This window comes from Streptomyces sp. 1114.5 (assembly GCF_003635085.1).
Classification (GTDB): domain Bacteria; phylum Actinomycetota; class Actinomycetes; order Streptomycetales; family Streptomycetaceae; genus Kitasatospora.
The window spans coordinates 884,549-908,091 of record NZ_RBXE01000001.1 but is presented as its reverse complement, the minus strand read 5'-3'; the positions used below and the strand labels follow the sequence as shown (position 1 = coordinate 908,091).

Below are 23,543 nucleotides of genomic sequence, written 5' to 3'. Positions count from 1 at the left end.
GACCGTAGGGAATGGATGCCGCGTCACCAGGGTTTGTACCCTGGAGGCGCGGCATCCGTGCTGTTCAGCCAGAGTCTTCCCACATGTAAGCGAGGCCCGCATGATCGACCCGGTGACGCTCGACGGTCCGCCCGCCGTCGGTGCCTTCGACCAGAAGCGGGCCGAGAACGCCATCCGCGAGCTGCTGCTCGCCGTCGGGGAGGACCCGGACCGCGAGGGCCTGCTGGAGACCCCGGCCCGGGTGGCTCGTGCCTACAAGGAGATATTCGCGGGCCTCTGGCAGGAGCCGGAGGACGTCCTCACCACGACCTTCGACCTCGGCCACGACGAGATGGTGCTGGTCAAGGACATCGAGCTGACGTCGGTCTGCGAGCACCACCTGGTGCCGTTCCGCGGCGTGGCGCACGTCGGCTACATCCCGTCCACCAGCGGAAAGATCACCGGCCTGTCCAAGCTGGCCCGGCTGGTCGACGTCTACGCCCGCCGGCCGCAGGTGCAGGAACGGCTCACCAGCCAGGTGGCCGACGCGCTGATGCGGATCCTGGAGCCGCGCGGGGCGATCGTCGTGGTCGAGTGCGAGCACATGTGCATGTCGATGCGCGGCATCCGCAAGCCCGGCGCCAAGACCATCACCTCGTGCGTGCGCGGCCAGCTGCGCGACGCGGCCACCCGGGCCGAGGCGATGAGCCTCATCATCGGCCGGTAACGGCACCGGGCGCCGTACTGGCGCCGTGCGGCGGCTCAGAGCAGCTCGTGCTCCGCGTGCGGCGGGGCCGGGGTGCCCAGGGCGTTGCGGCGCTCCGGCATCCGCAGGGTGACCATCCGGCGCCAGCCGTAGGCGAGGTCGTACAGGTAGAGCGCGTGCACCCCGAGGGTGACCACGGCCAGCTGCCAGCGTGGCCAGCGCAGGATCCGCGCCATCCGGGCGGTCACCGCGAGGCCGACGTCCCGGTGGGTGCGGATCTCGCCGCGGGCGCTCGTCTCCAGGGCATGCCGGATGTACGGGCCGTGGCCCTCGGCCTTCAGCCGCAGCAGCTCCTCGTGGCAGTACGCGAGGTGGTTGTCCTCGTCGGCGGAGATCATCCGCATCGCCCGGCCGAGCTCGGGGTTGTCGCCGTACACCTTGACCAGCTGGCGCACCTGCTCGGCGGCGCGCTGCTCGGTGACCCGGCTGTGCGCGAGGTAGGTGATGATCTCGCGCTCGGTCAGCGGGACGTCGCTGTTCAGCCGTTCGTGGGAGAGGCCGACGCCCTGGCGCTCCAGCAGCATGCAGTAGTCGGCCTCGGCCGGGACCGGCACCTTGGGCAGGCCGCGCTTGCTCAGCAGCTGGGTGAAGATCCGGCCGTGCTTGCGTTCGTCGGCGCCGTGCCGGGCGATCTTCGGGGCGAGGACCGGATCGCTGGTGAGCGTGGTGATCCGCTCGTTCTCCCAGCCGCCCTGGTCCTCGCCGCCGGCCGCGATGCTGCAGAACAGCTGGTAGGCCTGGTCGTTCCGGTAGATCTCGTTGAAGAGCGATCGGGTGCTCAGCACGGCGCCTCCTGCGCGGATCCGGGGCGGCGCCCGCCGGGGCGGCGGGCGGACGGCCGCGATACGTTCCCCCCGGGCCGCCGGCCGAGCGGACCGACCGGCGGGTAATCACTCACACGCGCTAGCCGAGGTGGGAGCCCAGCCACTCCAGCGAGGCCGGGAGCTCCTTGGTCCAGCTGTCGAAGTTGTGCCCGCCGTCGTCGAGGTAGAGCGATTCGACCTTGAACTGCGGGTTGGCCGCCATGGCCTGGGTGGCCTGGTCGACGAACTGGACGGTCTGCGGGTAGTCGCCCTCCTTGCGGGTGGAGACCACCAGCAGGTTGAGCGGGGGCACCGGCAGGTTCTGCAGCCGCCAGCCGAGGTCGTGCTGCTGGGTGAGTGCCTTGTCGCCGTTGAAGAGGTCCCCGTTGGTGTAGTTGTCCTGGCGCACGGTGAAGTCGCCGTGCAGGCTCGCCGCGCTGCCGAAGACGGTCGGGAAGCGCATCGCCAGGCGCAGCGCGCAGCTTCCGCCGGTGGAGTAGCCGAAGGTGGCCCAGGAGCCTGCGGTGCGGCCGACCCGATAGGTGCTGCGGACGGCCTCGGGCACGTCCTTGACGAACCAGGCCTCGGTCCGCGGGCCGCCGGGGACGTCCACGCACTCGGTGTCCCGGGACGGGACGACCGCCGGGCGGGCCATCACCAGGACGGTCGGCGGCATCTTGCCGGTGTGCTGCAGCTCGATCGCGGTCTGGGCGAAGGGGAGCTCGTGGAGCAGGTTGAGCGTGGTGCCCGGGTAGCCGGCGATGGCCAGCAGGACGGGGAAGCGGACCAGGGCGAACTTCGGGTCGAAGTACTCGGGCGGCAGGTAGACGAACATCTGGTCGGAGAAGCCCGTCTCCTTGCCGCTGACCCGGACCGACTCGACCTTGCCGACCTCCTCCGGGGTGCCCTTCGGCAGGTTGGTGATGGTCTCCAGGCCGCCCTCGCCGGTGGGCTGGACCAGCGCGTCGGCGACCGGGGTGCCGCCCTTGTGGTTCTCGTTGCTGGTCAGCGCGAGCTTGGCGCCGCCGGGGCTGAGCAGGTCGTCCCAGGACGTGTAGAACCCGAAGGAGTTGTTCACCGACAGCGCGAGCACGGCCAGGACCGAGACTTGAACCACTGTCAGCAGTCCGATCCGGCCGAGCACCGGCAGCGGGCGCTGCCTGGCCAGCCGGGGCCAGATCCACAGGGTTGTGACCAGGGCCGCGGCGCCGAGCGCGAGCAGCGAGTTCACCAGCGCGTCGCTGGTCAGTTCCATGCCGTCGGCCTTCCGGTGGGAGACTGTCGGTGCAGGCTTCATCGTCTGGCGGTCCGTCAGGCCGGGCCACCGCGGCTAGGCTGTCCGGGCGCCCGGGAGGGGGCGGTGGGGCGGGGGAACCCACAGGCAACCGGCGCCCTAGAATGCGGCGTCCACCGTACGTAACGCGTCCCGGAGGGTCCCGTCGCGCCACGCTGCGGCAGCCCTCCGGCTCCCACCGCCGGCTCAACCCGCAGCGCGTCCACGGCCCCGGTTTACCGACCGTTTCCGGGTCCTTGGTATGCGCATTGCCTGATGAAGGAATAGGCATGAAGGTCCATCACGCGTCCTCCCCCGGAGTGACCGGACACCGCCCCGCAGCCTCTACGCTGAGCTTCCATGAGCGTTCCCGTGTCCGTTGAGCCGAGCCCCGAGCAGCCGCCGCGCCGTCGTCGCGGCCTGCAGACGCTGCGTACCCAGGCGGCCGCCGTGCCGAGGGCCTGGCTCCCGGGCGCGGTCGGCTACACCTGCCTCCTGATCGGGCTGGTCGACATCGCCAGCGCGGTGTTCCCCAAGCTCCGGCACACCAAGATGCACACCTTCGCCGGCCAGCTGCCCGGCGGCACCACCAGCCTGGCCGCGGTCGGCACGCTGATGGTCGGGATCCTGCTGGTGCCGCTCGCGCACGCGCTGCGCCGGCGCAAGCGGCGGGCCTGGCGGGCCGTCTGCGTGCTGCTGCCGGTCGGTGCGGCGCTGCACATCGTGCGCTGGCACCAGGTCGGCCCGGCGGTCGTCTCGCTGGCCGTGTTCGCGGTGATGCTGGTGCACCAGCGCGAGTTCTACGCCAAGGCCGACCCGCGCACCCGCTGGCGCGCGGTGGTCAACCTGGTCGTCATGGGCGTCCTCAGCGTGCTGCTCGGCCTGCTGATCGTGAGCACCCGCACCAAGTACGAGTTCGGCCACCCGGGCCTGGGCGAGCGCCTGCAGCACGTCGGGTACGGGCTGTTCGGCTTCGAGGGCCCGATCCGCTACACCAACGAGCGGATGTCCGACCTGGTCGCCTACCTGCTCGGCGGGCTGGGCCTGCTGACCGCCTTCACCACCGCCTACCTGGCGCTGCGCCCGGGCAAGCCCAAGCCCGAGCTCACCGCGGAGGACGAGGAGAAGGTCCGCGCCCTGCTGAGCAAGCACGGCGAGCGCGACTCGCTCGGCTACTTCGCGCTGCGCCGCGACAAGAGCGTGCTGTTCTCGCCCACCGGGAAGGCCGCGATCTCCTACCGGGTGGTCTCCGGCGTGATGCTGGCCTCCGGCGACCCGGTCGGCGACGTCGAGGCCTGGCCGGGCGCGATCAAGGTGTTCATGGCCGAGGCCCGCGAGCACGCCTGGGTGCCGGCCGTGATGGGCTGCAGCGAGGTCGGCGGCGAGGTCTGGACCCGCGAGGCGGGCCTGGACGCGCTGGAGCTGGGCGACGAGGCGATCGTCGACACCGCCACCTTCTCGCTCGCCGGCCGGGCCATGCGCAACGTCCGCCAGATGGTCAAGCGGATCGAGCGCAACGGCTACTCCTGCAAGGTGCGCCGGGTCTCCGAGCTCACCGCGGAGGAGAAGTACCGGATCGCCGACGCCGCCGCCCGCTGGCGCGGCACGGACACCGAGCGCGGCTTCTCGATGGCGCTGGGCCGCTTCGGCGACCCGCTGGACGACGGCTGCGTGGTCGTCACCGCCCACAAGGACCCGGAGGAGGGCGAGAGCGGCGACGACCTGAAGGCCGTGCTGCACTTCGTGCCCTGGGGGCCCGACGGCATCTCGCTGGAGCTGATGCGCCGCGACCGCGCCGCCGACCCGGGCCTGAACGAGCTGCTGATCGTCGCCGCCCTGCAGGCGGTGCCGGCGATGGGCATCCGCCGGGTGTCGCTCAACTTCGCGATGTTCCGCTCGGCGCTGGCCCGCGGCGAGCGGATCGGGGCCGGACCGGTGCTGCGCGCCTGGCGCGGGCTGCTGGTGTTCCTGTCGCGCTGGTTCCAGATCGAGTCGCTGTACAAGTTCAACGCCAAGTTCCAGCCGGAGTGGGAGCCGCGCTTCCTGGTCTTCCCGAACACCCGGGACCTGCCGCGGATCGGCTTCGCCGCGATGCAGGCGGAGGCCTTCATCACCCTCGGCATGCCGCGCTTCGGCCGCAAGCGCCAGCGCGAGGGGCTGATGCCGGTCCCGTCCTCCGGCGAGGTCACCGAGGCCGCCTGAGGCCGGTTGCTGTGAACGGCCGCCGTGAACGGGGCCCCCGCCGAGGATCCTCGGCGGGGGCCCCGTTCGATAATGGGGAGCATGAGCGAAATGCCGTCCTTCTCGTTGCCGGCCGGTCTGCCGCGGCTCGAACGCTGTGCCGTGATGGGCGTGGTCAACGTCACGCCCGACTCCTTCTCGGACGGCGGGCTCTGGCACGACCCCGCCAAGGCGATCGCGCACGGGCTGGCCCTGCGGGCCCGCGGCGCGGACCTGGTCGACGTCGGGGGCGAGTCGACCCGGCCGGGCTCGCAGCGGGTGCCCGAGGACGAGGAGCTGCGCCGGGTGATCCCGGTGGTGCGCGAGCTCGCCGACGCCGGGGTGACGGTGTCGGTGGACACCATGCGCGCCTCGGTCGCCGAGCGGGCCGTCGAGGCCGGTGCCGCGGTCGTCAACGACGTCTCCGGCGGGCTCGCCGACCCGGCGATGGCCCGGGTGGTCGCCGAGACCGGCGCGCCCTTCGTGGTGATGCACTGGCGCGGGCAGTCCGCCGACATGGACAAGCTGGCCGTCTACGGCGACGTGGTGCGCGACGTGGTCGCCGAGCTGACCGACCGGGTGGACGCGCTGCTGGCGGCCGGCGTCAAGGAGGACCAGCTGATCCTCGACCCGGGGCTCGGTTTCGCCAAGACCGCCGAGCACAACTGGGCGCTGCTCGGCCGGCTGGACGCGCTCACCGCGCTCGGCCGTCCCGTCCTCGTGGCGGCTTCGCGCAAGCGGTTCCTGGGTACGCTGCTCGCCGACCCGGCAACCGGGGAACTGCGCCCGCCGCGGGAGCGCGACGACGCGACGGCCGCGGTGTCGGTGCTGTCGGCCCGGGCCGGGGCCTGGGCGGTGCGGGTGCACGACGTGTCCGGCACGGCGGACGCCGTCCGGGTGGTCGCGGCCTGGCAGCGCGCGGCGCGGCTGGGCCACACCTGCCCGACGACGGGCAAGGACGGCGGGGTGAGGGAGGGTCTGTGACAGGTGACGGCAGGTTGAGCGGCGGTACGGCCGGACGGGCCCGCGAGGCGGACCTGGAGGCCGTGCTCGCGGCGAACCGAGGACTCTACGAGGCGTTGGAGCGGGGCGACCTGGAGGCGGTCGAGGACGCCTGGCTCGGCGCCGCGGACGCCGACGACAAGGGCGGCGTGGTGTGCGTGCACCCCGGCTGGCCGGTGCTGCGCGGGCGGGCGCAGGTGACCCGTTCGTACATGTTGATCATGGCGAACACGGAGTACATCCAGTTCTTCCTGACCGATGTCGAGGCCGAGGTCCACGGTGATGTGGCCCTTGTCACGTGCACGGAGAACATCCTCTCCGGCGGTGAGGCGGAGGAAGAGGGCGAACTCGGACCGCTGGTCGGCGGAAAGGTGGTCTCGACGAATCTGTTCCGCCGTACCCCGGCCGGGTGGAAGCTCTGGTCGCACCACGGTTCACCCGTTCTGACCAGCGGTGACGAGGACGACGAGGACTGATTCCGGCGACTGCGGAAATGCCGCGCCGGGAAGCCGCCCGGGAATTCCCGAGTGGTCACCGAACGTTCACGTCAATCGCCATTCCGGTGCGCGTGGCGTCGTTTGCTGCCGGGTAGGACGGTCAGGCGTTGTCCGTGCTCGCGGGTAGATTCGAAACGGAGTGGCGGGCGTGCTGCCCGCCTTCGCCCTGCCCGTCCATGCCTTTTCTCCGGGCGGGGCCCGTCCGACTGGGAGCAGTGATTCGTTTGCTGGACCGCGTCACCCTGCGGGGGCTGCGAGCCCGGGGCCACCACGGCGTCTTCGAGCGCGAGCGCGTCGAGGGCCAGACCTTCGTGGTCGACCTCGTGCTGTACCTGGACACCCGCCCCGCCGCGTCCGGAGACGACCTCACCCGCACGGCGCACTACGGCATCGTGGCCGAGGAGGTCACGGCGATCATCGCCGGGGAGCCGGTCGACCTGATCGAGACCCTGGCCCAGCGCATCGCCGACCAGTGCCTCAAGCACGAAGCGGTCGAGGAGGTCGAGGTCACCGTGCACAAGCCGGACGCCCCGATCACCGTGCCGTTCGACGACGTGACCGTGACCATCCACCGGGGCCGCGCATGACCGCCACCGCGCGCCCGGTATCCGATGCAGAGGACTTGCGATGAGTACCAGCGACCCGACCGCCGCGCCGAACGCGTTCGACCTGGAGAGCCGGGTGGACTCCGCCGACACCACGCTGCACAGCCAGCGCTGCGCGGTCGTCGCGCTCGGCAGCAACCTGGGCAACCGGCTGGACACCCTGCAGGGCGCCGTCGACGCGCTCGCCGACACCCCGGGGCTGAAGATCAAGGCCGTCTCCGCGGTCTACGAGACCGAGGCCGTCGGCGGCCCCGAGGAACAGCCGAACTACTACAACGCGGTCGTGGTGCTGCGCACCTCGCTGCCCCCGCGGGACCTGCTGGAGCGCGGCAACGCGATCGAGGACGCCTTCGGGCGGGTGCGGACCGTCCACTGGGGTCCGCGCACCCTGGACGTCGACATCCTGGCCTACGAGGGCGTGCTCAGCGACGACCCGCAGCTGCTGCTGCCGCACCCGCGCTCGCACGAGCGGGCCTTCGTGCTCGCCCCGTGGCTGGACGCCCAGCCGGAGGCCGAGGTGCCCGGGCACGGGCGGGTCGACGCGCTGCTGGGCGCGCTCGGCGGGGCGGACGCGCAGGGCGTGAAACGCCGCGACGACATCCGGCTGACGCTGCCGGAGTAGCGGACCGGTCTGCCGAACCCCTCCGGGCCGGAGCGGCCCGCAGGCGAGCGGGCGAGTCCCCGCCCCGCCCCGAGCCGGGTTCGAGGGCGAGTGGGCGAGTAAGGGTCCCGGGGAACTCGGCTGGGGGTCCGGCCGTACGAGTAGGTGACCGTCGTACGCGCGGGTGTCCGCCCGGCCGGGCCCGGTACGGTGGCCTGGCGCCGTCGCGTCGGGCCACCGGGCGGGCGGCCGGCTCTGGTACCCCGGGAAGGACCTGCTCCGAGTGAAGCTGCTTCGCCTCCGCCTGCTGATCGGCATCACCGCCGCCACGACGGCGCTGTCCTGGGCAGGCTCCAAGCTCTGGGCCTCCCTGGACACGCTGCCGGCCGTGCCGGGCGCGGCGCCGATCGTGCTGGGGGTGGTGGCGGTGATCCTGCTGGCGACCGGGCTGTCGCTGCGGGCCCGGCTGAAGGCGGTGCGCGAGCGCCAGCCCGGCGCCAAGGGGGTCGACCCGCTGCTCGCGGCCCGGGCGGTGGTGCTGGGGCAGGCCAGTGCGCTGGTCTCGGCCGTGGTCACCGGCATCTACGCGGGCGCGGGGATCTACCTGCTGGGGGAGCTGGACGTGTCGGCCCGCAAGGATCAGGCCGTCACGGCCGGGTTCGCGGTGCTGGCGGGGGCCGCGGTGATCGCCGCGGCGCTCTGGGTCCAGCACGTCTGCAAGCTGCCGGAGAACCACGACGGCCCGAACGGCTCGGGCGGTCCGGCGGCCTCGCACCGCTGAGCAGGGCTTTCTTGGTGATCTTGAGTGAAAACCCGGGCACGTGCGGTAAAAACCGCACCCTGTCAAGGGTGGAACGGGACCCTGGGCTGACAGAGCCCCAATTCGCACGCTAGTTTCTTGGCATGTCTCGCGGACGCCACCGTCATTCCTCCGTCCTCGGCCGGGTGTTTCCCCCCACCGCCGCCGGCGTACTGCTGGTAGCCGCACTGGCCGCTCTGCTTTTCAGTCAGGACACCATCCTGGTGCGCTCGGTGGGGATCGCGGCGGTGATCGCGACGCTCGGCTTCGCGCTGCTGCTGCGCCAGCGGGACAAGGCGGCCCGGGCGGCCGCCGAGATGTCCGCGGCGCAGCGGCTGCGGGCCGAGGAGCGGTTCGAGGAGCAGCTGGCGGAGGCCGAGTACGCGGCGGAGGTCGCCGAGGAGCGGGCCACCCGCTTCGGCCGGCGGCTGACGGCGGAGAAGTCGCGGCTGGCGAAGGCCGAGACCGAGATCGCCCGGCTGCTGCGGGAGCGGGCCGTGTCGGTGGCCGAGCAGGCGCTCAAGGAGGCCGAGGCGGCCCAGCGGGCGCTCGCCGCGAGCCGCCCCAAGTACCCGGCCAGCCCGGCCGCCTACGTGCGCGCCGCGGCCGTGCTGCGGCTGCTGGAGCGCCGGGCGGCGGAGCAGGAGGCGCGGCGGGCGCTGACGGCGGGCTCGGAGGTCGCGCTGCGGGCGCGTACGGCGCCGGCTGCGCCGGTGGGCTCGGCGGCGGCCCCGGCGGTCGCCGCGGTGGCTGCCCCGGCTGTGCAGACGGCCCCGGTGGCCGTGCCCGCTCCGGTGGCGCCCGCGGTGCCCACGCCGGCGCAGGCGCCGGTGGCCGAGCCCGGGATCCGGTCCGCGTCCGTGCAGCCCACGTCCGTACAGCCCGCGCCGGTGCGTCCGGCGCTGACCGCGACGGTCGGTCAGCTGGGCGGGACGCCGGCCGTCCAGGCCGCGGCGCCGGTGCCGACGGAGCGGCAGCGGCCGCGTCCGGTGCAGTCCGGGCAGGTGCGCGGGCAGGGCTTCAGCTTCTTCGGTCGTGGCCAGGGCGCAGCGGTGCGTCCGGCGGCCCCGGCGCCGGCGGTGGGCAGCGTCGCCGAGCTGGGCGAGCGGGCCGACCTGGCGGACGTGGTGGGCGACGAGGCGGTGGCCGCCAAGGCCGAGGCCGAGGCCCGGGCCGCCGCGGCGGGCGCGCCGGTGGACGGCGCGCGGGCCGTGGAGTCGGCGGAGCTGCCGGCCGAGCTGCCGGAGCAGGGCGAGCCGACCGTGGTGGACCTGACGCCGGAGGACGAGACCGAGCTGATCCAGCTGCCGGAGCTGCGCGCCTCGCGCTGAGGGACCTGGACGAACGCCGCGGCGCGGGAAGCCGGACGGACCGGCTTCCCGCGCCGCGGCGTCATCAGAGGGGGCGGCGGTGCCTCAGAGCTGGACGCCGAAGTCCTGGGCGATGCCCGCCAGGCCGGAGGCGTAGCCCTGGCCGACGGCGCGGAACTTCCACTCGCCGCCGTTGCGGTAGAGCTCGCCGAAGATCATCGCGGTCTCGGTGGCGGCGTCCTCGGAGAGGTCGTAGCGGGCGATCTCGGCGCCGCCGGCGGCGTTCACCACGCGGATGTAGGCGTTGCGGACCTGGCCGAAGTTCTGGCCGCGGGCGATGCCGTCGTAGATGGTGACCGGGAAGGTGATCTTGGCGGCCTCGGCCGGGAGGCCGGACAGGTTGATGTTGATCGACTCGTCGTCGCCCGCGCCCTCGCCGGTGCGGTTGTCACCGGTGTGCACGACGGTGTTGTCCGGCGTGCTGGTGTTGTTGAAGAAGACGAAGTGGGCGTTGGACAGCACCTTGCCGTCCGCGTTCAGCACGATCGCGCTGGCGTCGAGGTCGAACTCGGCGCCGGTCGTGGTGCGGACGTCCCAGCCCAGGCCGACGGTGACCGCGGACAGGCCGGGGGCCTCCTTGGTCAGCGAGACGTTGCCACCCTTGGAGAGGCTCACTGGCATGGCGATTGCAGTCCCTTCGTTCGCTTCGTGCGCTTTTCCCCGGGACAACGCAATACTCCGGCGGCTTGGTTCCACGGGGACCGTGAATTCTTCGCGCAGGCCAAATGGCAGGGCAAAGCCCGGGCAAAGACGGGGCTCAGATTCGGCGGAACCGGCCTTGCAGCGACCAGATGTTCGGGTTGTCGGCCAGATCGGGGTGCATGTCGAAGAGGTCGGCGAGGGTGTCCTGGAGGAAGTCCCGGGCCTCGCGGCGCAGGTCGCTGTGCCGGATCACGGCCGGCGGCTCGTCGGGCAGCCAGGTCGCGGTGACCTCGACCCAGTTGAAGCGGCGGGCGAAGCGCAGCAGCTCGGTGTTCTGGGTGAAGTCGAGGTCGGCGGTCTGCACCCGGGCGGCCCGGCTGCCGTCCGGGTCGCGGTCGAGCTGCTCGGCGATGTCGCACAGGGCCCAGGCGAAGTCGAGCACCGGCACCCAGCCCCAGGCGGTGGACAGCTCCGCGCCCTCGGCGTCCAGGTAGACGTCGCCGCAGAACAGGTCGTACCGCAGGGCGTGCACCGACGCGGAGCGGTAGTCCGTCTGCGGGGGGTCGGGGAAGCGGTTGGAGAGGGAGTAGCCGAGCTCGATCACGTAGGCCATTGTCGGGGGTCGGGCGAGTCCCCGATAACCGGGTGACCGGGCGGGGTGGGCGCGGGATGATGGGCGCATGCCTGAGCCCATCCGCGTACGGGGGTCGGTGGTCGTCCCCGACGCCGAGCTCGTCTGGCGCTTCTCCCGTTCTTCCGGCCCCGGTGGCCAGCACGTCAACACCTCGGACTCCAAGGTCGAGCTGCGGTTCGACCTGGCGGCCACCAGGGCGCTGCCCGAGGTGTGGCGCGAGCGCGCCCTGGAGCGGCTGGCCGGGCGGCTGGCGGACGGCCGGGTGCTGGTGGTCCACGCCTCGGAGTTCCGCTCGCAGTGGCGCAACCGGGAGGCGGCCGCGGCCCGGCTGTCGGCGCTGCTGACCGAGGCCTGCGCGCCGCCGCCGAAGGCCCGGCGGGCGACCCGGCCGAGCCGGGGGATGGTCGAGCGCCGGCTGTTCAACAAGCGGCACCGCTCCGAGCTGAAGCAGGGCCGCCAGGCGCCGCGGGGCGGCGAGTAGGGCGCGCCGGCGGCTCAGCCCAGGGCGCGGTAGCCGCCGCGGAAGTAGAGCAGCGGGCGGCCGCCCGGGTCGGGTACGGCGGCCTCCAGGACGCGGCCGATCAGCAGGGTGTGGTCGCCCGCGGGTATCCGCTGTTCGGTGCGGCACTCGACGGTGGCCAGGGCGCCCTCGATCAGCGGGGCGCCGGTGCGCGGGCCGCGGTGGTGCGCGGTGTCGGCGAACAGCAGCCGGTCGCTGAGCCGGCCCTTCATGGCGAACCGCGAGCCGATCGTCTTCTGCCCCTCGGTCAGCACCGAGACCGCCCAGGTGTCGACCCGGGAGAGCGCCTCGTCCATCCGGGAGTCCTCGCGCACCGAGACCAGCACCAGCGGCGGCTCCAGCGACACGGAGAGGAAGGACGTGGCGGTCATGCCGATGTCCTCGCCGTCCTCCGGGTCGTGGACGGTCACCAGGCTCACGCCGGCGGCGAGCTGGGAGAGTGCTGCCCGGAACTCGTCGGGCGTGGCTTGGGAGGCAGCTTCGGGCTGCGGTGACGGGTACACGTACCGCACGGTAGTCGTCACCCGCGGGAAACGGCATCGGGCCTTGGTCGTAGGACCGGCGGCGCAGCCTGGGAGTTGCGGCCGGCGGCCGGACTCACTCCCGGGAGTGAAGTGGGAGGACGGGCGGAGGCAGTCGGCTTCAGCTGGTGGCCGGGGTGGTCGACCACGGGAAATGGTCCGATAGCGCTTGATGTCCCGTTTGGGGCGGATGAACTGATTAAGGGCGCATTAGTGTCGTGTGATTTAAGTCACAAGTGGCGGCCTATTGCTGACCGAGCGTGCCGAACGCTGTGCTCCCTGTGATTCAGTTCTTCTGGCAATCGGACGATAACCAATCAAGAACTATCCGAAGCAGCCGGGGAGCCCCCGCATGGAAGCCGAGTCGGAGCCGTACGTCCGTCTCGCGACCCTCCGCACCTTGCACCGGGTCGTGGCGGACCTCAACGCTGCCCGCAGCCTCGCGGGCACGCTGCAGGCCGTCGTCGAGGGCGCGGTGCACGGGCTCGGCTTCGACGCCGCCGCGGTCAGCCTGGTCCGGCCGGACGGCGACCTCGTGGTGGCGGCCGTCTGGGAACTGGAGGAGAGCCCGATGGGCGGGCCCTCCGTCCTGCTCGGGCAGGTCGGCTCCCGGGAGTCCTGGGACCGGCTGCTCGGCGTCAGCGACCACTGGGGCACCCTGCGCTTCCTGCCGTACGACCGCGGCTGGGCCGTCGCCAGCGACATCCCGCGCTGGATCGGGGACGGCGCGCTGCCCGTGTACGCCAACGACTGGCACCCCGCCGACGGGCTGCTCGCGCCGATGTACAGCGCCGGCGGCGACCTGCTCGGGGTGCTCTCGGTGGATCGCCCGCGCAGCGGCAAACGACCCGGGGCCTGGACCCGCGAAGCGCTGGAGATGTTCTCCCTGCAGGCCTCGATCGCGATCGGCAACGCCCGGCTGCGGGCCGAGATGCAGCGCGCGCTGGCCCGCCTGGAGAAGGAGCAACAGGCGCTGCGGGCCAGCGAGGAAAGCTTCCGCCAGGCCTTCGAGTACGCCCCCAGCGGGATGGCCATCACCGAACTGCACGGCGCCGGGCGCGGCCAGTTGACCAGGGTCAACGACGCGCTGTGTCGGTTGCTCGGCCGCCCCCGGGCGGTGCTGCGCCAGCAGAGCTTCGCCGACCTCGTCCACCCCGAGGACCGTGCCCTGCTGGAGCGCACCAGCGCCGAGAGCGGCCGGGCGGAACTGCGGCTGTCCCGGCGGGACGGCGGCTACCAGTGGGTCTGTCTGCGCAACTCGATCGTGGCGGACGCGGCCGAGGGGCCGAGCTTCCTGCTCACCCACGTCGAGGACATCGAGGACCGCAAGCGGCACGAGTTCCAGCTCGCCCACCGGGCCAGCCACGACGCCCTCACCGGCCTGCCCAACGGCGCCGAGCTGAAGGCCAGGCTGGCCCGTCGGCTCTGCGCCCAGCCGCAGCCGGTCGGCGCGGCCGCCGTGCCGGCCGAGGCGGCCTACCCGCCGCCGTACGGCTACCCGGGCGACTCCTACAGCGCCCACACCGCCCACGACGCGCTGGAGGGCGCGGACCCGTACGCCGGGCCGGTGCACGGCTACGGGCTGCCCGAGGGCGGACTGCCGCCCGGCCTCGGCCCGGGCTACGGGGAGCACGTGCACGCGGTGGTCCCGGCCGACCACGGGCCCGGCGGCGAGGCCTGGTCCGCGCCGTTCCGCTCCGGCGGCGCGGCCGCGGCGGAGAAGGGGCTCGCGGTGCTCTTCTGCGACCTGGACGGCTTCAAGTCGATCAACGACCGCTTCGGCCACAACGCGGGTGACGCGGTGCTGGTCGAGGTCGCCCGGCGGCTGAGCCAGGCCGTCCGGGACGGCGACACGGTGGCCCGGCTCGGCGGCGACGAGTTCGTGGTGCTGGCCGACGGCATCGGCCGGGAGGAGGCGAAGGACCTCGCCCACCGGCTGCGCAACGCGATCATCCCGCCGATGCGGATCGACGGGCGGGCGATGCGGGTGGGGGTCAGCCTCGGGATCGGCTGGGCCGGCTGCGGGATGAGCATCGAGGAGGTGCTGCACACCGCGGACGAGCGGATGTACGACGAGAAGCGGGCCCGGGGAGGGGCGGTGCGCGGGGCGCGGGGCGAGCGTTCGCACCGGCGGGCGGGCTGAGGCCGGGCGGGCCGGGGCGATGCCGGGCTCGGCGCTGCGGGGCTCGGTGGCCTGAGGTCCGACGAGGTTACCCGTGAGTTGTCAAGGGTTCTTTTCCAGCCGTCACACGGGACAGGTAGGGTGCCCGGTACGACAGCGTCCATGATCTGCGCAGCCCACAGTCCGGCGGCGCGCAACGGATGGGGGAGCAGACCACCGTGACGACCGACGGCAGCAACGGAGTGCCCGAGGGCCAGGGGGGCGGTGCCCCGCAGGACGACGACCCGTTCGGCTACCTCTACCGCCCGGCCGACGGCTCCACCGGGCAGCCGGCCGAGCCGCAGCAGGGGGTCCCCCGCACGCCGTACAGCCGTCCCATGGAGGTCGGGCGGGCGCAGTACGGCCAGCACTACCCGCAGGCGGGGCCGCCGCGGGCGCAGCAGCCGTACGGTCAGCCGGCGGCGCCGCAGGGTTACCCGGGCGGCCAGCCGCAGGGCCCGTACGGTCAGCCGGTCGGCGTGCCGCAGCAGGCCGAGTACGGTGCCGCGCCCACCCAGCAGGCCCGCTACGCCGAGCACTCCCGGCCGCAGCCGGGGGAGGAGCCGAGCAGCAGCGGCCGGAGCAAGGGCGCGGTGATCGGTGCGGTCGCCGTGGTCGCGGCCATCGCGATCGGCGCCGGGATCGCGCTCTCCAAGGGCGATCCGGACGGTGGCAAGGAGGCCAAGGGCGGTACCGCGACCACCGCCGCGCCGGGGCCCGCCACCCCGGGGCCGACCGGCACCGCCGCGGGTGCCTCCCCGTCGGCCAGCGCCACCCCGGTGTCCGGCCCGTCGACCGTGGACGCGGGCCAGCTGCAGGGGCAGAACGCGCCCTCCGGCAACAGCGTCAAGGGCGCCAAGTCGGCGGACGGCAGCTACCTGACCCTCCAGCCGGGCGGCTCGGTGACCTGGACCGGCGAGATCGCCACGGCCGGGACGTACAAGATGTACGTGCACTACAACTACGCGGGGAGCGCGGCGATCGCGGGCGCGGTGGCGGTGAACGGCAAGGACTGGCCGAGCGGTGTGTCCTACAAGATCTACGGGCCCGCCCCCAAGGACCAGACCGCCGCCTGGTACACCACCTGGATACTGCCGCAGTTCCAGGCCGGGTCGAACTCGGTGACCCTCACAGTGCCCTCCGGGGCGGTCCTGATCGACCAGATCTCCTTCGAGCCGTACGGCGGCTGAGCCGCCCGGAGCCGAACCGCGGCCGCCCGTCCCCGTGGGGGAGGGCGGCCGTCGGCGTCTCCGGTGCTCGGTCAGGCGGGTTTGACGGTGGAGAAGACGTCGCCGCCGAGCACCCAGCGGCCGTGGCGCATGACGGCGACCAGGTCGTAGCCGGTGGAGTCGAGCACGACGAGGTCGGCGAGTTTGCCGGTCTCCAGGGAGCCGACGGTGTCGGCGAGGCCGAGCAGGCGCGCGGGGGTGGCGGAGAGCGACTCGACGGCCTGGCTCAGGCTCAGCCCGTTGACGGTCACCGAGCGCTTGAACGCCACGTCCAGGGTGAGGGTGGAACCGGCGATCGCGCCGCCCTCGACCAGCCGGGCCACGCCGTCCTTGACCTGGACTTGGAGGGGGCCGAGGGGGTAGAGGCCGTCGCCCATGCCGGCGGCGCCCATGGCGTCGGTGATGAGGGCGACGCGGGTGGGGCCGGCGGTGTTGTAGGCGAGGTCGAGGACGGAGGGGTGGAGGTGGATGCCGTCGTTGATGAGTTCGACGGTGACGCGTTCGTCTTCGAGGAGGGCGACGATGGGGCCGGGGGCGCGGTGGGCGATGCCGGGCATGGCGTTGAAGAGGTGGGTGGCGACGGTGGCGCCGGCGTCGATGGCCTGGAGGGTGGTGGTGTAGTCGGAGTCGGTGTGGCCGACGGCGGCGATGATGCCGAGGTCGGTGAGCATGCGGACGGAGTCGAGGCCGCCGGGGAGTTCGGGGGCGAGGGTGACCATTTTGGCGTGGCCGCGGGCGGCGTCGAGGAGTTTGCGGACGAGGGCGGGGTCGGGGTCGCGCAGCAGGTCGGGGCGGTGGGCGCCGCAGCGGTTGTGGGAGATGAAGGGGCCCTCGAAGTGGATGCCGGCGAGGGTGCCGTCCTCGACGAGTTCGGAGAGGACGGCGGCTTGGCGGGCGATGTCGTCGATCTCGCCGGTGACGGTGGAGGCGATGGTGGTGGTGGTGCCGTGGTGGAGGTGGGTGCGGGCGGCGTGGAGGGCTTCTTCGGCGAGGCCGGAGGCGTAGGAGGCGCCGCCGCCGCCGTGGACGTGGAGGTCGACGAAGCCGGGGACGACGGTGTGTCCGGTGAGGTCGAGGTCGCCGGGTTCGGTGTCGCCGCCGAGGGCCGCGATGCGGGTGCCCTCGATCGCGAGCCGGTCGCCCTCGACGACGCCGCCGGGCAGGACCAGGCGGGCGCCGGCCAGGACGGTACGGTCACGGTCCGCGGTGGTCACGCGGTCACCTCCAAGGTGAGCAGGTCCCAGGCGAGCAGGCCCGCGCCCAGGGATGCGGCGGTGTCTTTGAGCATGGCGGGTACGACCTTCGGGGGCATCTGGAAGGTCAAGCGCTCGGTGACCGCCGTGCGCAGCGGGGTGAAGAGCGTGTCGCCGGCCTCGGCCAGCCCGCCGCCGACGATCACCGTGGACGGGTCGAGCAGGCTCTGGGCGAGGATGATGCCGTCCGCCAGGGCGTCGACCGCCCGCTGCCAGACGGCGATCGCGCGGTCGTCCCCGGCGTCCACCGCGGCGGCGCAGGATGCCGCGTCGGCGTCGGGGTCACCGCCGGCCTCGGCCCAGGCGCGGGAGACGGCGGAGGCGGAGGCCAGCGTCTCCAGGCAGCCGCGGGCGCCGCAGCCGCACGGCGGGCCGCCCGGGCGGACCACGACGTGGCCGATCTCGCCGCCGTAGCCGTGCGCGCCGGCCTCGATCCGGCCGTCGATGCCGATGGCGCCGGCGATGCCGGTGCCGAGCGCGACGAACAGGAAGCGGTCGACACCGCGGCCGGCGCCGAGCCGGCCCTCGGCCAGGCCGCCCGAGCGCACGTCGTGGCCGAGGGCGACCGGGATCGCGGTGCCGTCGGGCCCGGCCAGGCGTTCGCCGAGGAGCTTGCGCAGGGGGAGGTCCCGCCAGCCGAGGTTGGCGGAGAAGACCGCGATGCCGTTCTTCTCGTCGATCGTCCCCGGGACGGCGACGCCGGCCGCGAGCGGGGCGACGCCGAAGCGGCTGCGGCCCTCGTCCGCCAGGTCGGTGGCGAAGTCGAGGATGGCGGCGACGACGGCGTCCGTGCCGTGCTCCCGCCCGGTCGGTCGGCGGGCCTCGAACAGCACGGAGCCGTCCTGGGCGAGCAGCGCGGCCTTCATGCCGGTGCCGCCTACATCGAGTGCGATGACGTGCTTCACGGAGGACAGTTTCCCTTGGGTGGTGGAAGAGGTCTAGTCCAGTTGTCGGATTGGTCTGGTCCACGTGGGGTGAGCTGTGTCGCAGCCGTGCGGACGGGGGGCTTCGGGGTGGATGGGTCCCGGGGCGGATGCGGATGCCGGTGTTGCGCATCGTGCAACGACCTCGGGCACTTCGATAACTACTGGGGCGGGGTGGGCCAGTGGTGTGGACCAGTGGTCGGCGCTTTTGACAGTGTGGCGCCTCTCCCCTGCCGGTATCCCTCGTTCCGGCGGTAGTTCTTCCCCTAAGGCGGTACCCGCGTTGAACAGGCGCGTCCACGTTCCCACCCGTGTGCTCGGCAGTGTGCTGGCCGGAGCACTGGCACTCACCGCGGTCGGCGCGTGCAGCGGGCAGGGCGACGGGACCGTCACCCTGAGACTGGTCGCCGCGGACTACGGCGAGAGCCCGGAGACCAACTCCCGGCACTACTGGGACGGCATCGCCAAGGCCTTCGAGGCCGCCAACCCGGGGATCAAGGTCAGCGTCGAGGTGGACAGCTGGACCGAGATCGGCAAGAAGGTCGAGGACATGATCGCGGCCGGGAAGTCGCCCGACCTGCTGCAGACCGGCGGCTTCGCCGACCAGGTCGCCGCGGACCGGCTCTACCCCGCGTCGGACGTCCTCTCGGTGGACACCCAGGCCGAATTCCTGGACACCTTTGCACACGCCGGGCAGGTGCTCGGGAAGCAGTACGGCATCCCGTTCGTCTCCTCGTCGCGGGTGCTCTTCTACAACAAGGCGATGTTCCGGCAGGCGGGGATCGCCCAGCCGCCGGCCACCTGGAGCGAGCTGCGGCAGGACGCCGAGAAGATCAAGGCCAAGGTGCCGGGAGTGACCCCGTACGGGCTCCCGCTGGGGCCGGAGGAGGCGCCGGCGGAATCCATGCTGTGGACGCTGAGCGGCGGCGGGAGCATCTCCGACGACGTGGGCAACTACACCATCGACAGCGCCCAGAACCAGGCCACGTTCGGCTGGCTCAAGGCCAACCTGGTGAGCACCGGGCTGACGTACCCGGACCCCGGAAAGATGAACCGCACGCCGGTGTTCCAGGACTTCGCGGCCGGGAAGGTCGCGATGCTGAACGGGCACCCGACACTGCTGCGGATGGCTGCCGCGGGGAACGTCGACTTCGGGACGGCGCCGATCCCGAAGAAGGACGGGGTCGGGCGGACCGGGAGCCTCGGGGTCGCGGACTGGATGATGGCGTTCAAGGCGAACGGGCACAAGAACGAGATCAAGAGGTTCCTGGCGTTCGTCTACGGCAAGGACAACCAGCTGAAGTTCGACGAGCAGTACAACCTGCTGCCCGTCACCCAGGACGCGTTCGACCAGATGTCGACGGACCCGAAGCACGCGGACCTCAAGCAGTTCGCGGTCGGGCTGACCAACGCGAGCTTCTACCCGTTCGGGGACCCGGCGTGGGGGCAGGTCAGCAGCCGGATCAAGGCGGGGATCGGGCAGGCGGTGACGGGGGATCCCAAGCAGGTGCTCGGGGGGTTGCAGGACGGTGCGGTGAAGGACGCGGCGCAGGTCCGTAAGTAGGGCTGCGCCGCGCGGGTTCTTCGCGGCTCAGGGGAGGGTGATCGCGTAGGCCTTGCGGAGGGTTTCGTGGACCGTCCAGGTGGTGCGGTCGCCCTCGCGCAGGACTGCGCAGTCGCCGGGGCCGACCTCCAGGGTCGGGCCGTCCTCGATCTCGATGGTGGCCCGGCCGCTGAGGACCACGAACATCTCGTCGGCCTCCACGTCGGTGACCACGCCCGGGGTGATCTGCCAGATGCCGCGCAGGTGGCGGCCGTCGGGGCTCTCGGAGAGGACCTTGCCGGTGACCTCGGGGGTGCCGGAGCGGATCTGGGACGGGTCGAGCGGGTCGGGTTCGAGCTCGGCATCGGGGATGTGCAGGGCGAAGCTGGGCTCGGGCGTGCGCGCGGTCATGGGGGTGACGTTAGCGGGGGCGCGGCGGGGGTGGGACGAGCAGTGTGTGTCGGGGTTGCGCGGGAGAATGACACTCCGTAGTGGCGGGCGGAGGGTGTCTTCGGTGGGCGAGCTGAGTGAGCGGGACCGGGCGGTGCTGGCGTTGGAGGGGCGGCAGTGGCGTACGGCGGGGGCCAAGGAACGGGCGATCCGGGAGGAGCTGGGGCTCTCCTCGACGCGGTACTACCAGCTGCTGAACGCCTTGTTGGACCGGGAGGAGGCGTTGGCACACGCGCCGGTGCTGGTGAACCGGTTGCGGCGGGTGCGGGAGGCTCGGCGGGAGGCTCGCTGAGCCGGGCGTTCCCGGGTGGGGCCGGGGGTATGGGGTCGGGTATGGGATTCGAAGAGATGTGGGTGCCGACGACCGTTGCCGGGCGGGAGGGGGTGCGGGCGATTCTGGGGGCGCCCCGGGGGGCGGTGATCGCCTTGGACTTCGACGGGACGTTGGCGCCGATCGTGGCGGATCCGGCTCGGGCCAGGGCGCATCCGGGGGTGGTGGGGGCGTTGCGGGTGCTGGCGCCGGTGGTGGGGGCTGTGGTGGTGGTGACCGGGCGGCCTGCGGCGGTGGCGGTGGAGTACGGGGGGCTGGCGGGGGTGCCGGGGGTCGTGGTGCTGGGGCACTACGGGGCCGAGCGGTGGGAGGACGGGGAGGTGACGGCGCCGGAGGTGCACCCGGGGGTGGCGGGGGCGCGGGAGGCGCTGCCGGAGGTGTTGGCGCGGGTGGGGGCGCCGGAGGGGGTGTGGGTGGAGGACAAGGGGCGCTCGGTGGCGGTGCACACGCGGCGGACGGCGGCGCCGGAGGAGGCCCTGGAGCTGTTGCGGGCGCCGGTGGCGGAGTTGGCGGCCGGGTACGGGCTGGTGGTGGAGCCCGGGCGGTTGGTGCTGGAGTTGCGGCCGCCGGGGGTGGACAAGGGGGCGGCGCTGACCGGGTTCCTGCGGGAGCGGGGGGCGCGGTCGGTGCTCTATGCGGGGGACGACCTGGGGGACGTGGCGGCGTTCGCGGCGGTGGAGGAGCTGCGGGGCGAGGGCGTGGCGGGGTTGTTGGTGTGCAGCGGGGCGGTGGGGGACGCGCCGGTGAAGGAGTTGGCCGACCGCGCGGACCTGGTGGTCGCGGGGCCGGCCGGGGTGGTGGAGCTGTTGGGGGCGCTGGGGGAGGCACTCACTCCACGTTGAGCTGGGCCAGCGCGTTGAGCTGGTCGAGGAACCACTGCTGCGGGGGGAGGGCGGTGGCCGCCGCGGCGAGGCGCTTGGTGCGGTCGGTGCGCTCGGCCTCGGGCATGGTGAGGGCGGTGTGGAGGGCGTCGGCGGTGGCGATGACGTCGTACGGGTTGACCGTCAGGGCGTCGCCGGCGAGCTCGGCGTGGGCGCCGGCCTCCCGGGAGAGGACCAGGGCGCAGCCGCGGTCGGAGACCACGGGGACTTCCTTGGCCACCAGGTTCATGCCGTCCCGGATGGGGTTGACCAGGGCCACGTCGGCGAGGCGGTAGGCGGCGAGGGAGCGCGGGAAGTCGTCGTTGACGTGCAGGATCAGCGGCTGCCAGGTGGGGGTGGCGAACTCGGCGTTGATGTCGGCGGCGAGGTGTTCGACCGCGGCCGTGTAGTCGCGGTACTCGGCCAGGTCGGTGCGGGACGGGTAGGCGAAGGCGATGTGGACCACCCGGTCGTGCCACTCGGGGCGGGTGCGGAGCAGGTGCCGGTAGGCCTGGAGGCCGCGGACGATGTTCTTGCTCAGCTCGGTGCGGTCGACCCGGACGATGGTGCGGCGGTCGCCGACGGCTGCCCGGAGGGCGGCGAGGCGTTCGTCCACGTCGGGGCGGTGGGAGCGCTCGCGCAGGAAGTCGGCGTCGGCGCCGAGGGCGTGCACGCCGAGGTGGGTGGTGCGGCCTTCGTGGGTGACGGTGAGTGCGTCGTGGTCGACGGCGGCGCCGAGGAGGTCCGCGCAGCAGGCGGCGAAGGCGCGCGCCCAGCGCTCGGTGAGGAAGCCGGCCCGGTCGGCGCCGAGGATGCCGGTGAGGACGGATGCGGCGACGTCGTCGGGCAGCAGCCGGTAGTACTCGGGCGGGGCCCAGGGGGTGTGGGAGAAGTGGCCGATCCGCAGGTCGGGGCGGGCTTCGCGGAGCAGGGCAGGGGCGAGGGAGAGGTGGTAGTCCTGGACCAGGACGGCGGCGTTCGGGGCGGCTTCGGCGGCCAGGGCGTTCGCGAAGGCGGCGTTGTAGGCCTGGTAGGCGGCCCATTCGGTGCGGAAGCCGGCGTCGAAGGACGGTGCGGTGGGGGTCGCGTAGAGCAGGTGGTGGACGAACCAGAGGGTGGAGTTGGCGACGCCGTTGTAGGCGCGGGCGAAGGTCTCGGGGTCGATGTCCAGCATCCGGACGGCCTGTCCGCCGACGTCGTGGCCGGCCAGGTCGAGGCGGCCGTCGGGGGCCTCCCGGGCGGCTCTGCGGTCCGCGTCGTTCAGGCCCGCGCAGACCCAGACGGCGTTCGGGTCGTCGATCGCGGAGAGGCCGGAGACCAGGCCTCCGCCGCCGCGCCGGAGGGTCAGCGTGCCGTCGGCGGCGGTGCTGAACGACACCGGTCCCCGGTTGGAGGCCACCAGGATGGGGGCGGTGCCGGTCGCACTCGAACGTTCGGTCGTGAGATCGCCCATGATGGGGATGTTGCCGGGGGGTCGGGACGGCAAACCCTTCAGTGCCGGGTCGCGTACTCGGGGAGGGTGTGCATCGGGGGGCGTTCCAGGGCCGTCACCGGGTGGGTGTGGGCGGTGAAGGCGCGGGTGTCCGGGTCGCGGGCGAACTGGGTGAGGTAGGGGTGGACCAGGTCGGCGGAGGCTTTCAGGCGGTGGGTGCGGGCCAGGCGTTCGAGGGCGGTGCGGTAGATGGTGGCGGCCATCCGGCCGAGGGCCTGACCGTCCTGGTGGCGGTGGTGCCGGACCCCGACGTCCACCTGGGCCAGGGCGTCCAGCCCGGCCAGTTCCAACGCATCGACCAGCAGGCCGAGTTCGACGCCGTAGCCGGTGGGGAAGGGCAGTCGTTCGAGCAGTGAGCGGCGGGCCGCGTACTCGCCGCCGAGGGGCTGGACGAAACCGGCGAGTTCCGGCCAGTGGAGGTTGAGCAGGGGACGGGCGACGAGTTCGGTGACGCGGCCGCCGCCGGCCGGGACGACGGCGCCGCTCTCGGTCTCCAGCGGGCGGTCGTACATGGCCTTGACCAGCTGGATGGACTCGTCGGTCAGCAGCGGGCCGACGATGCCGGAGACGAAGGCCGGGTCGAACTCGCGCAGGTCGGCGTCGACGAAGCAGACGATGTCGCCGTGGGTGACCAGCAGCGAGCGCCAGAGCACCTCGCCCTTGCCGGGGGCGGCGGGCAGCCGGGGCAGGATGGCGTCCCGGTGTTCCACCCGGGCGCCGGCCTCGGCGGCGACGGCGGCGGTGGCGTCGGTGGAGCCGGAGTCGACCACGACGAGCTCGTCGACCAACGGGAGGCGTTCCATCAGCTCCCGGCGGACGGTGCGGACGATGTCGCCGACGGTGGCCTCCTCGTCCAGGGCGGGGAGCACCACGCTGACGGTGCGGCCGGTGCGTTCCTTGGCCGCGAGGAGGGCGTCGACCGGCCGGTCGGCCGCGCTCCAGGAGCGGCGGCGCAGCCAGGACGCCGCCTGCGGGAGGAGCTCGGGAGTCGGTTCGGCGGGCACGGAAGTCTCCTCGGCGGGGTCGGGTGGGACGGGCCATCTCGCGTGGCGGACGGTCCCGTTCAGGG

The 23,543-nt window shown here is 73.0% G+C and carries 24 protein-coding genes; 14 read left to right on the top strand and 10 right to left on the bottom strand.

Annotated elements, in window-relative coordinates:
• The first annotated feature begins 100 nt into the window (after positions 1-100).
• The gene (folE, locus tag BX285_RS03910; RefSeq protein WP_097236686.1) at positions 101-706 is read left to right on the top strand and encodes a GTP cyclohydrolase I FolE; all 606 of its coding nucleotides are present in this window, start codon (positions 101-103) and stop codon (positions 704-706) included.
• Positions 707-741: 35 nt separating this feature from the next.
• Here folE and BX285_RS03905 read toward each other — a convergent pair whose 3' ends face one another.
• Both BX285_RS03905 and BX285_RS03900 read right to left on the bottom strand, forming a co-directional pair.
• Positions 742-1,530 (bottom strand): ferritin-like domain-containing protein, encoded by a 789-nt coding sequence (locus BX285_RS03905; RefSeq protein WP_121174474.1) that lies wholly within the window; start codon positions 1,528-1,530, stop codon positions 742-744.
• Positions 1,531-1,648: 118 nt separating this feature from the next.
• Positions 1,649-2,803, bottom strand: a complete 1,155-nt coding sequence (locus tag BX285_RS03900; protein WP_183106996.1) for an esterase family protein — start codon at positions 2,801-2,803, stop codon at positions 1,649-1,651.
• 378 nt (positions 2,804-3,181) lie between these two features.
• On the opposite strand from BX285_RS03900, the gene BX285_RS03895 reads away from it, so the two are divergent.
• The 7 genes from BX285_RS03895 to BX285_RS03865 all read left to right on the top strand — a co-directional run bounded on the left by BX285_RS03895 (position 3,182) and on the right by BX285_RS03865 (position 9,876).
• Complete coding sequence (locus tag BX285_RS03895; RefSeq protein ID WP_121174472.1) at positions 3,182-5,023, top strand: phosphatidylglycerol lysyltransferase domain-containing protein; 1,842 nt, start codon at positions 3,182-3,184, stop codon at positions 5,021-5,023.
• 81 nt (positions 5,024-5,104) lie between these two features.
• Positions 5,105-6,025, top strand: coding sequence for a dihydropteroate synthase (gene folP / locus BX285_RS03890; protein ID WP_373560489.1), 921 nt, complete (start codon positions 5,105-5,107; stop codon positions 6,023-6,025).
• Positions 6,026-6,039: 14 nt separating this feature from the next.
• On the top strand, positions 6,040-6,519 hold the full coding sequence (locus BX285_RS03885; protein ID WP_097236682.1) for a nuclear transport factor 2 family protein: 480 nt from the start codon (positions 6,040-6,042) through the stop codon (positions 6,517-6,519).
• Between the two features lie 248 nt (positions 6,520-6,767).
• Positions 6,768-7,127 carry a dihydroneopterin aldolase gene (folB, locus tag BX285_RS03880; RefSeq protein ID WP_030059580.1) on the top strand — a complete coding sequence of 120 codons (360 nt, stop codon included), beginning with the start codon at positions 6,768-6,770 and terminating at the stop codon, positions 7,125-7,127.
• A 40-nt stretch (positions 7,128-7,167) separates the two neighbouring features.
• Positions 7,168-7,767, top strand: coding sequence for a 2-amino-4-hydroxy-6-hydroxymethyldihydropteridine diphosphokinase (gene folK / locus BX285_RS03875; RefSeq protein WP_097236681.1), 600 nt, complete (start codon positions 7,168-7,170; stop codon positions 7,765-7,767).
• 262 nt (positions 7,768-8,029) lie between these two features.
• Positions 8,030-8,527: a DUF3180 domain-containing protein gene (locus BX285_RS03870; RefSeq protein ID WP_097236680.1), complete on the top strand. Its 498-nt coding sequence runs from the start codon at positions 8,030-8,032 to the stop codon at positions 8,525-8,527.
• Positions 8,528-8,649: 122 nt separating this feature from the next.
• On the top strand, positions 8,650-9,876 hold the full coding sequence (locus BX285_RS03865; protein ID WP_147465104.1) for a hypothetical protein: 1,227 nt from the start codon (positions 8,650-8,652) through the stop codon (positions 9,874-9,876).
• An 84-nt stretch (positions 9,877-9,960) separates the two neighbouring features.
• Here BX285_RS03865 and BX285_RS03860 read toward each other — a convergent pair whose 3' ends face one another.
• Together BX285_RS03860 and BX285_RS03855 are read right to left on the bottom strand one after the other, a co-directional pair.
• A complete protein-coding gene (locus tag BX285_RS03860) occupies positions 9,961-10,536 on the bottom strand; it encodes a TerD family protein (RefSeq protein WP_097236678.1) in 576 nt (191 codons plus the stop codon).
• A gap of 136 nt (positions 10,537-10,672) precedes the next feature.
• Positions 10,673-11,170: a hypothetical protein gene (locus BX285_RS03855; RefSeq protein ID WP_373560488.1), complete on the bottom strand. Its 498-nt coding sequence runs from the start codon at positions 11,168-11,170 to the stop codon at positions 10,673-10,675.
• Positions 11,171-11,237: 67 nt separating this feature from the next.
• Here BX285_RS03855 and arfB point away from each other — a divergent pair, with 67 nt between their 5' ends.
• Positions 11,238-11,672, top strand: a complete 435-nt coding sequence (gene arfB, locus BX285_RS03850) for an alternative ribosome rescue aminoacyl-tRNA hydrolase ArfB (RefSeq protein ID WP_097236677.1) — start codon at positions 11,238-11,240, stop codon at positions 11,670-11,672.
• A 14-nt stretch (positions 11,673-11,686) separates the two neighbouring features.
• On the opposite strand, the gene BX285_RS03845 is transcribed toward arfB, so the two are convergent.
• Positions 11,687-12,223: a flavin reductase family protein gene (locus BX285_RS03845; protein WP_373560558.1), complete on the bottom strand. Its 537-nt coding sequence runs from the start codon at positions 12,221-12,223 to the stop codon at positions 11,687-11,689.
• A 361-nt stretch (positions 12,224-12,584) separates the two neighbouring features.
• Between BX285_RS03845 and BX285_RS03840 the strand changes: the two genes are divergently transcribed.
• Positions 12,585-14,375: a diguanylate cyclase gene (locus tag BX285_RS03840; RefSeq protein WP_097236675.1), complete on the top strand. Its 1,791-nt coding sequence runs from the start codon at positions 12,585-12,587 to the stop codon at positions 14,373-14,375.
• A gap of 197 nt (positions 14,376-14,572) precedes the next feature.
• On the top strand, positions 14,573-15,583 hold the full coding sequence (locus tag BX285_RS03835) for a hypothetical protein (protein ID WP_143685735.1): 1,011 nt from the start codon (positions 14,573-14,575) through the stop codon (positions 15,581-15,583).
• Positions 15,584-15,654: 71 nt separating this feature from the next.
• Here BX285_RS03835 and nagA read toward each other — a convergent pair whose 3' ends face one another.
• Both nagA and BX285_RS03825 read right to left on the bottom strand, forming a co-directional pair.
• Positions 15,655-16,836, bottom strand: a complete 1,182-nt coding sequence (nagA, locus tag BX285_RS03830; RefSeq protein ID WP_121174470.1) for an N-acetylglucosamine-6-phosphate deacetylase — start codon at positions 16,834-16,836, stop codon at positions 15,655-15,657.
• Positions 16,833-17,780: an ROK family protein gene (locus BX285_RS03825; protein WP_097236672.1), complete on the bottom strand. Its 948-nt coding sequence runs from the start codon at positions 17,778-17,780 to the stop codon at positions 16,833-16,835. Before BX285_RS03825 ends, nagA begins: the two co-directional genes overlap by 4 nt.
• Positions 17,781-18,081: 301 nt before the next feature.
• Between BX285_RS03825 and BX285_RS03820 the strand changes: the two genes are divergently transcribed.
• Positions 18,082-19,362: an extracellular solute-binding protein gene (locus BX285_RS03820; protein WP_257032462.1), complete on the top strand. Its 1,281-nt coding sequence runs from the start codon at positions 18,082-18,084 to the stop codon at positions 19,360-19,362.
• A gap of 27 nt (positions 19,363-19,389) precedes the next feature.
• Here BX285_RS03820 and BX285_RS03815 read toward each other — a convergent pair whose 3' ends face one another.
• Positions 19,390-19,752, bottom strand: coding sequence for a cupin domain-containing protein (locus BX285_RS03815; protein ID WP_097236670.1), 363 nt, complete (start codon positions 19,750-19,752; stop codon positions 19,390-19,392).
• A gap of 67 nt (positions 19,753-19,819) precedes the next feature.
• Here BX285_RS03815 and BX285_RS03810 point away from each other — a divergent pair, with 67 nt between their 5' ends.
• The gene (locus tag BX285_RS03810; RefSeq protein WP_097240064.1) at positions 19,820-20,083 is read left to right on the top strand and encodes a DUF3263 domain-containing protein; all 264 of its coding nucleotides are present in this window, start codon (positions 19,820-19,822) and stop codon (positions 20,081-20,083) included.
• Positions 20,084-20,124: 41 nt separating this feature from the next.
• Complete coding sequence (gene otsB / locus BX285_RS03805) at positions 20,125-20,964, top strand: trehalose-phosphatase (RefSeq protein ID WP_310794176.1); 840 nt, start codon at positions 20,125-20,127, stop codon at positions 20,962-20,964.
• On the opposite strand, the gene BX285_RS03800 is transcribed toward otsB, so the two are convergent.
• Positions 20,951-22,435 carry a trehalose-6-phosphate synthase gene (locus BX285_RS03800; RefSeq protein WP_121174467.1) on the bottom strand — a complete coding sequence of 495 codons (1,485 nt, stop codon included), beginning with the start codon at positions 22,433-22,435 and terminating at the stop codon, positions 20,951-20,953. The genes otsB and BX285_RS03800 overlap by 14 nt on opposite strands.
• 38 nt (positions 22,436-22,473) lie before the next feature.
• Positions 22,474-23,478 carry a glucosyl-3-phosphoglycerate synthase gene (locus tag BX285_RS03795; RefSeq protein ID WP_097236667.1) on the bottom strand — a complete coding sequence of 335 codons (1,005 nt, stop codon included), beginning with the start codon at positions 23,476-23,478 and terminating at the stop codon, positions 22,474-22,476.
• Positions 23,479-23,543: the final 65 nt, after the last annotated feature.

Excerpts from the sequence above, each read along its gene's own strand:
- folP (WP_373560489.1), top strand. The coding sequence starts at position 5,105 with ATGAGCGAAATGCCGTCCTTCTCGTTGCCGGCCGGTCTGCCGCGGCTC.
- BX285_RS03840 (WP_097236675.1), top strand. The coding sequence starts at position 12,585 with ATGGAAGCCGAGTCGGAGCCGTACGTCCGTCTCGCGACCCTCCGCACC.
- arfB (WP_097236677.1), top strand. The coding sequence starts at position 11,238 with ATGCCTGAGCCCATCCGCGTACGGGGGTCGGTGGTCGTCCCCGACGCC.
- BX285_RS03860 (WP_097236678.1), bottom strand. The coding sequence starts at position 10,536 with ATGCCAGTGAGCCTCTCCAAGGGTGGCAACGTCTCGCTGACCAAGGAG.
- BX285_RS03865 (WP_147465104.1), top strand. The coding sequence starts at position 8,650 with ATGTCTCGCGGACGCCACCGTCATTCCTCCGTCCTCGGCCGGGTGTTT.
- BX285_RS03855 (WP_373560488.1), bottom strand. The coding sequence starts at position 11,170 with ATGGCCTACGTGATCGAGCTCGGCTACTCCCTCTCCAACCGCTTCCCC.
- BX285_RS03815 (WP_097236670.1), bottom strand. The coding sequence starts at position 19,752 with ATGACCGCGCGCACGCCCGAGCCCAGCTTCGCCCTGCACATCCCCGAT.
- BX285_RS03800 (WP_121174467.1), bottom strand. The coding sequence starts at position 22,435 with ATGGGCGATCTCACGACCGAACGTTCGAGTGCGACCGGCACCGCCCCC.
- BX285_RS03900 (WP_183106996.1), bottom strand. The coding sequence starts at position 2,803 with ATGGAACTGACCAGCGACGCGCTGGTGAACTCGCTGCTCGCGCTCGGC.
- folK (WP_097236681.1), top strand. The coding sequence starts at position 7,168 with ATGAGTACCAGCGACCCGACCGCCGCGCCGAACGCGTTCGACCTGGAG.
- BX285_RS03810 (WP_097240064.1), top strand. The coding sequence starts at position 19,820 with ATGACACTCCGTAGTGGCGGGCGGAGGGTGTCTTCGGTGGGCGAGCTG.
- otsB (WP_310794176.1), top strand. The coding sequence starts at position 20,125 with ATGGGATTCGAAGAGATGTGGGTGCCGACGACCGTTGCCGGGCGGGAG.
- folE (WP_097236686.1), top strand. The coding sequence starts at position 101 with ATGATCGACCCGGTGACGCTCGACGGTCCGCCCGCCGTCGGTGCCTTC.
- BX285_RS03895 (WP_121174472.1), top strand. The coding sequence starts at position 3,182 with ATGAGCGTTCCCGTGTCCGTTGAGCCGAGCCCCGAGCAGCCGCCGCGC.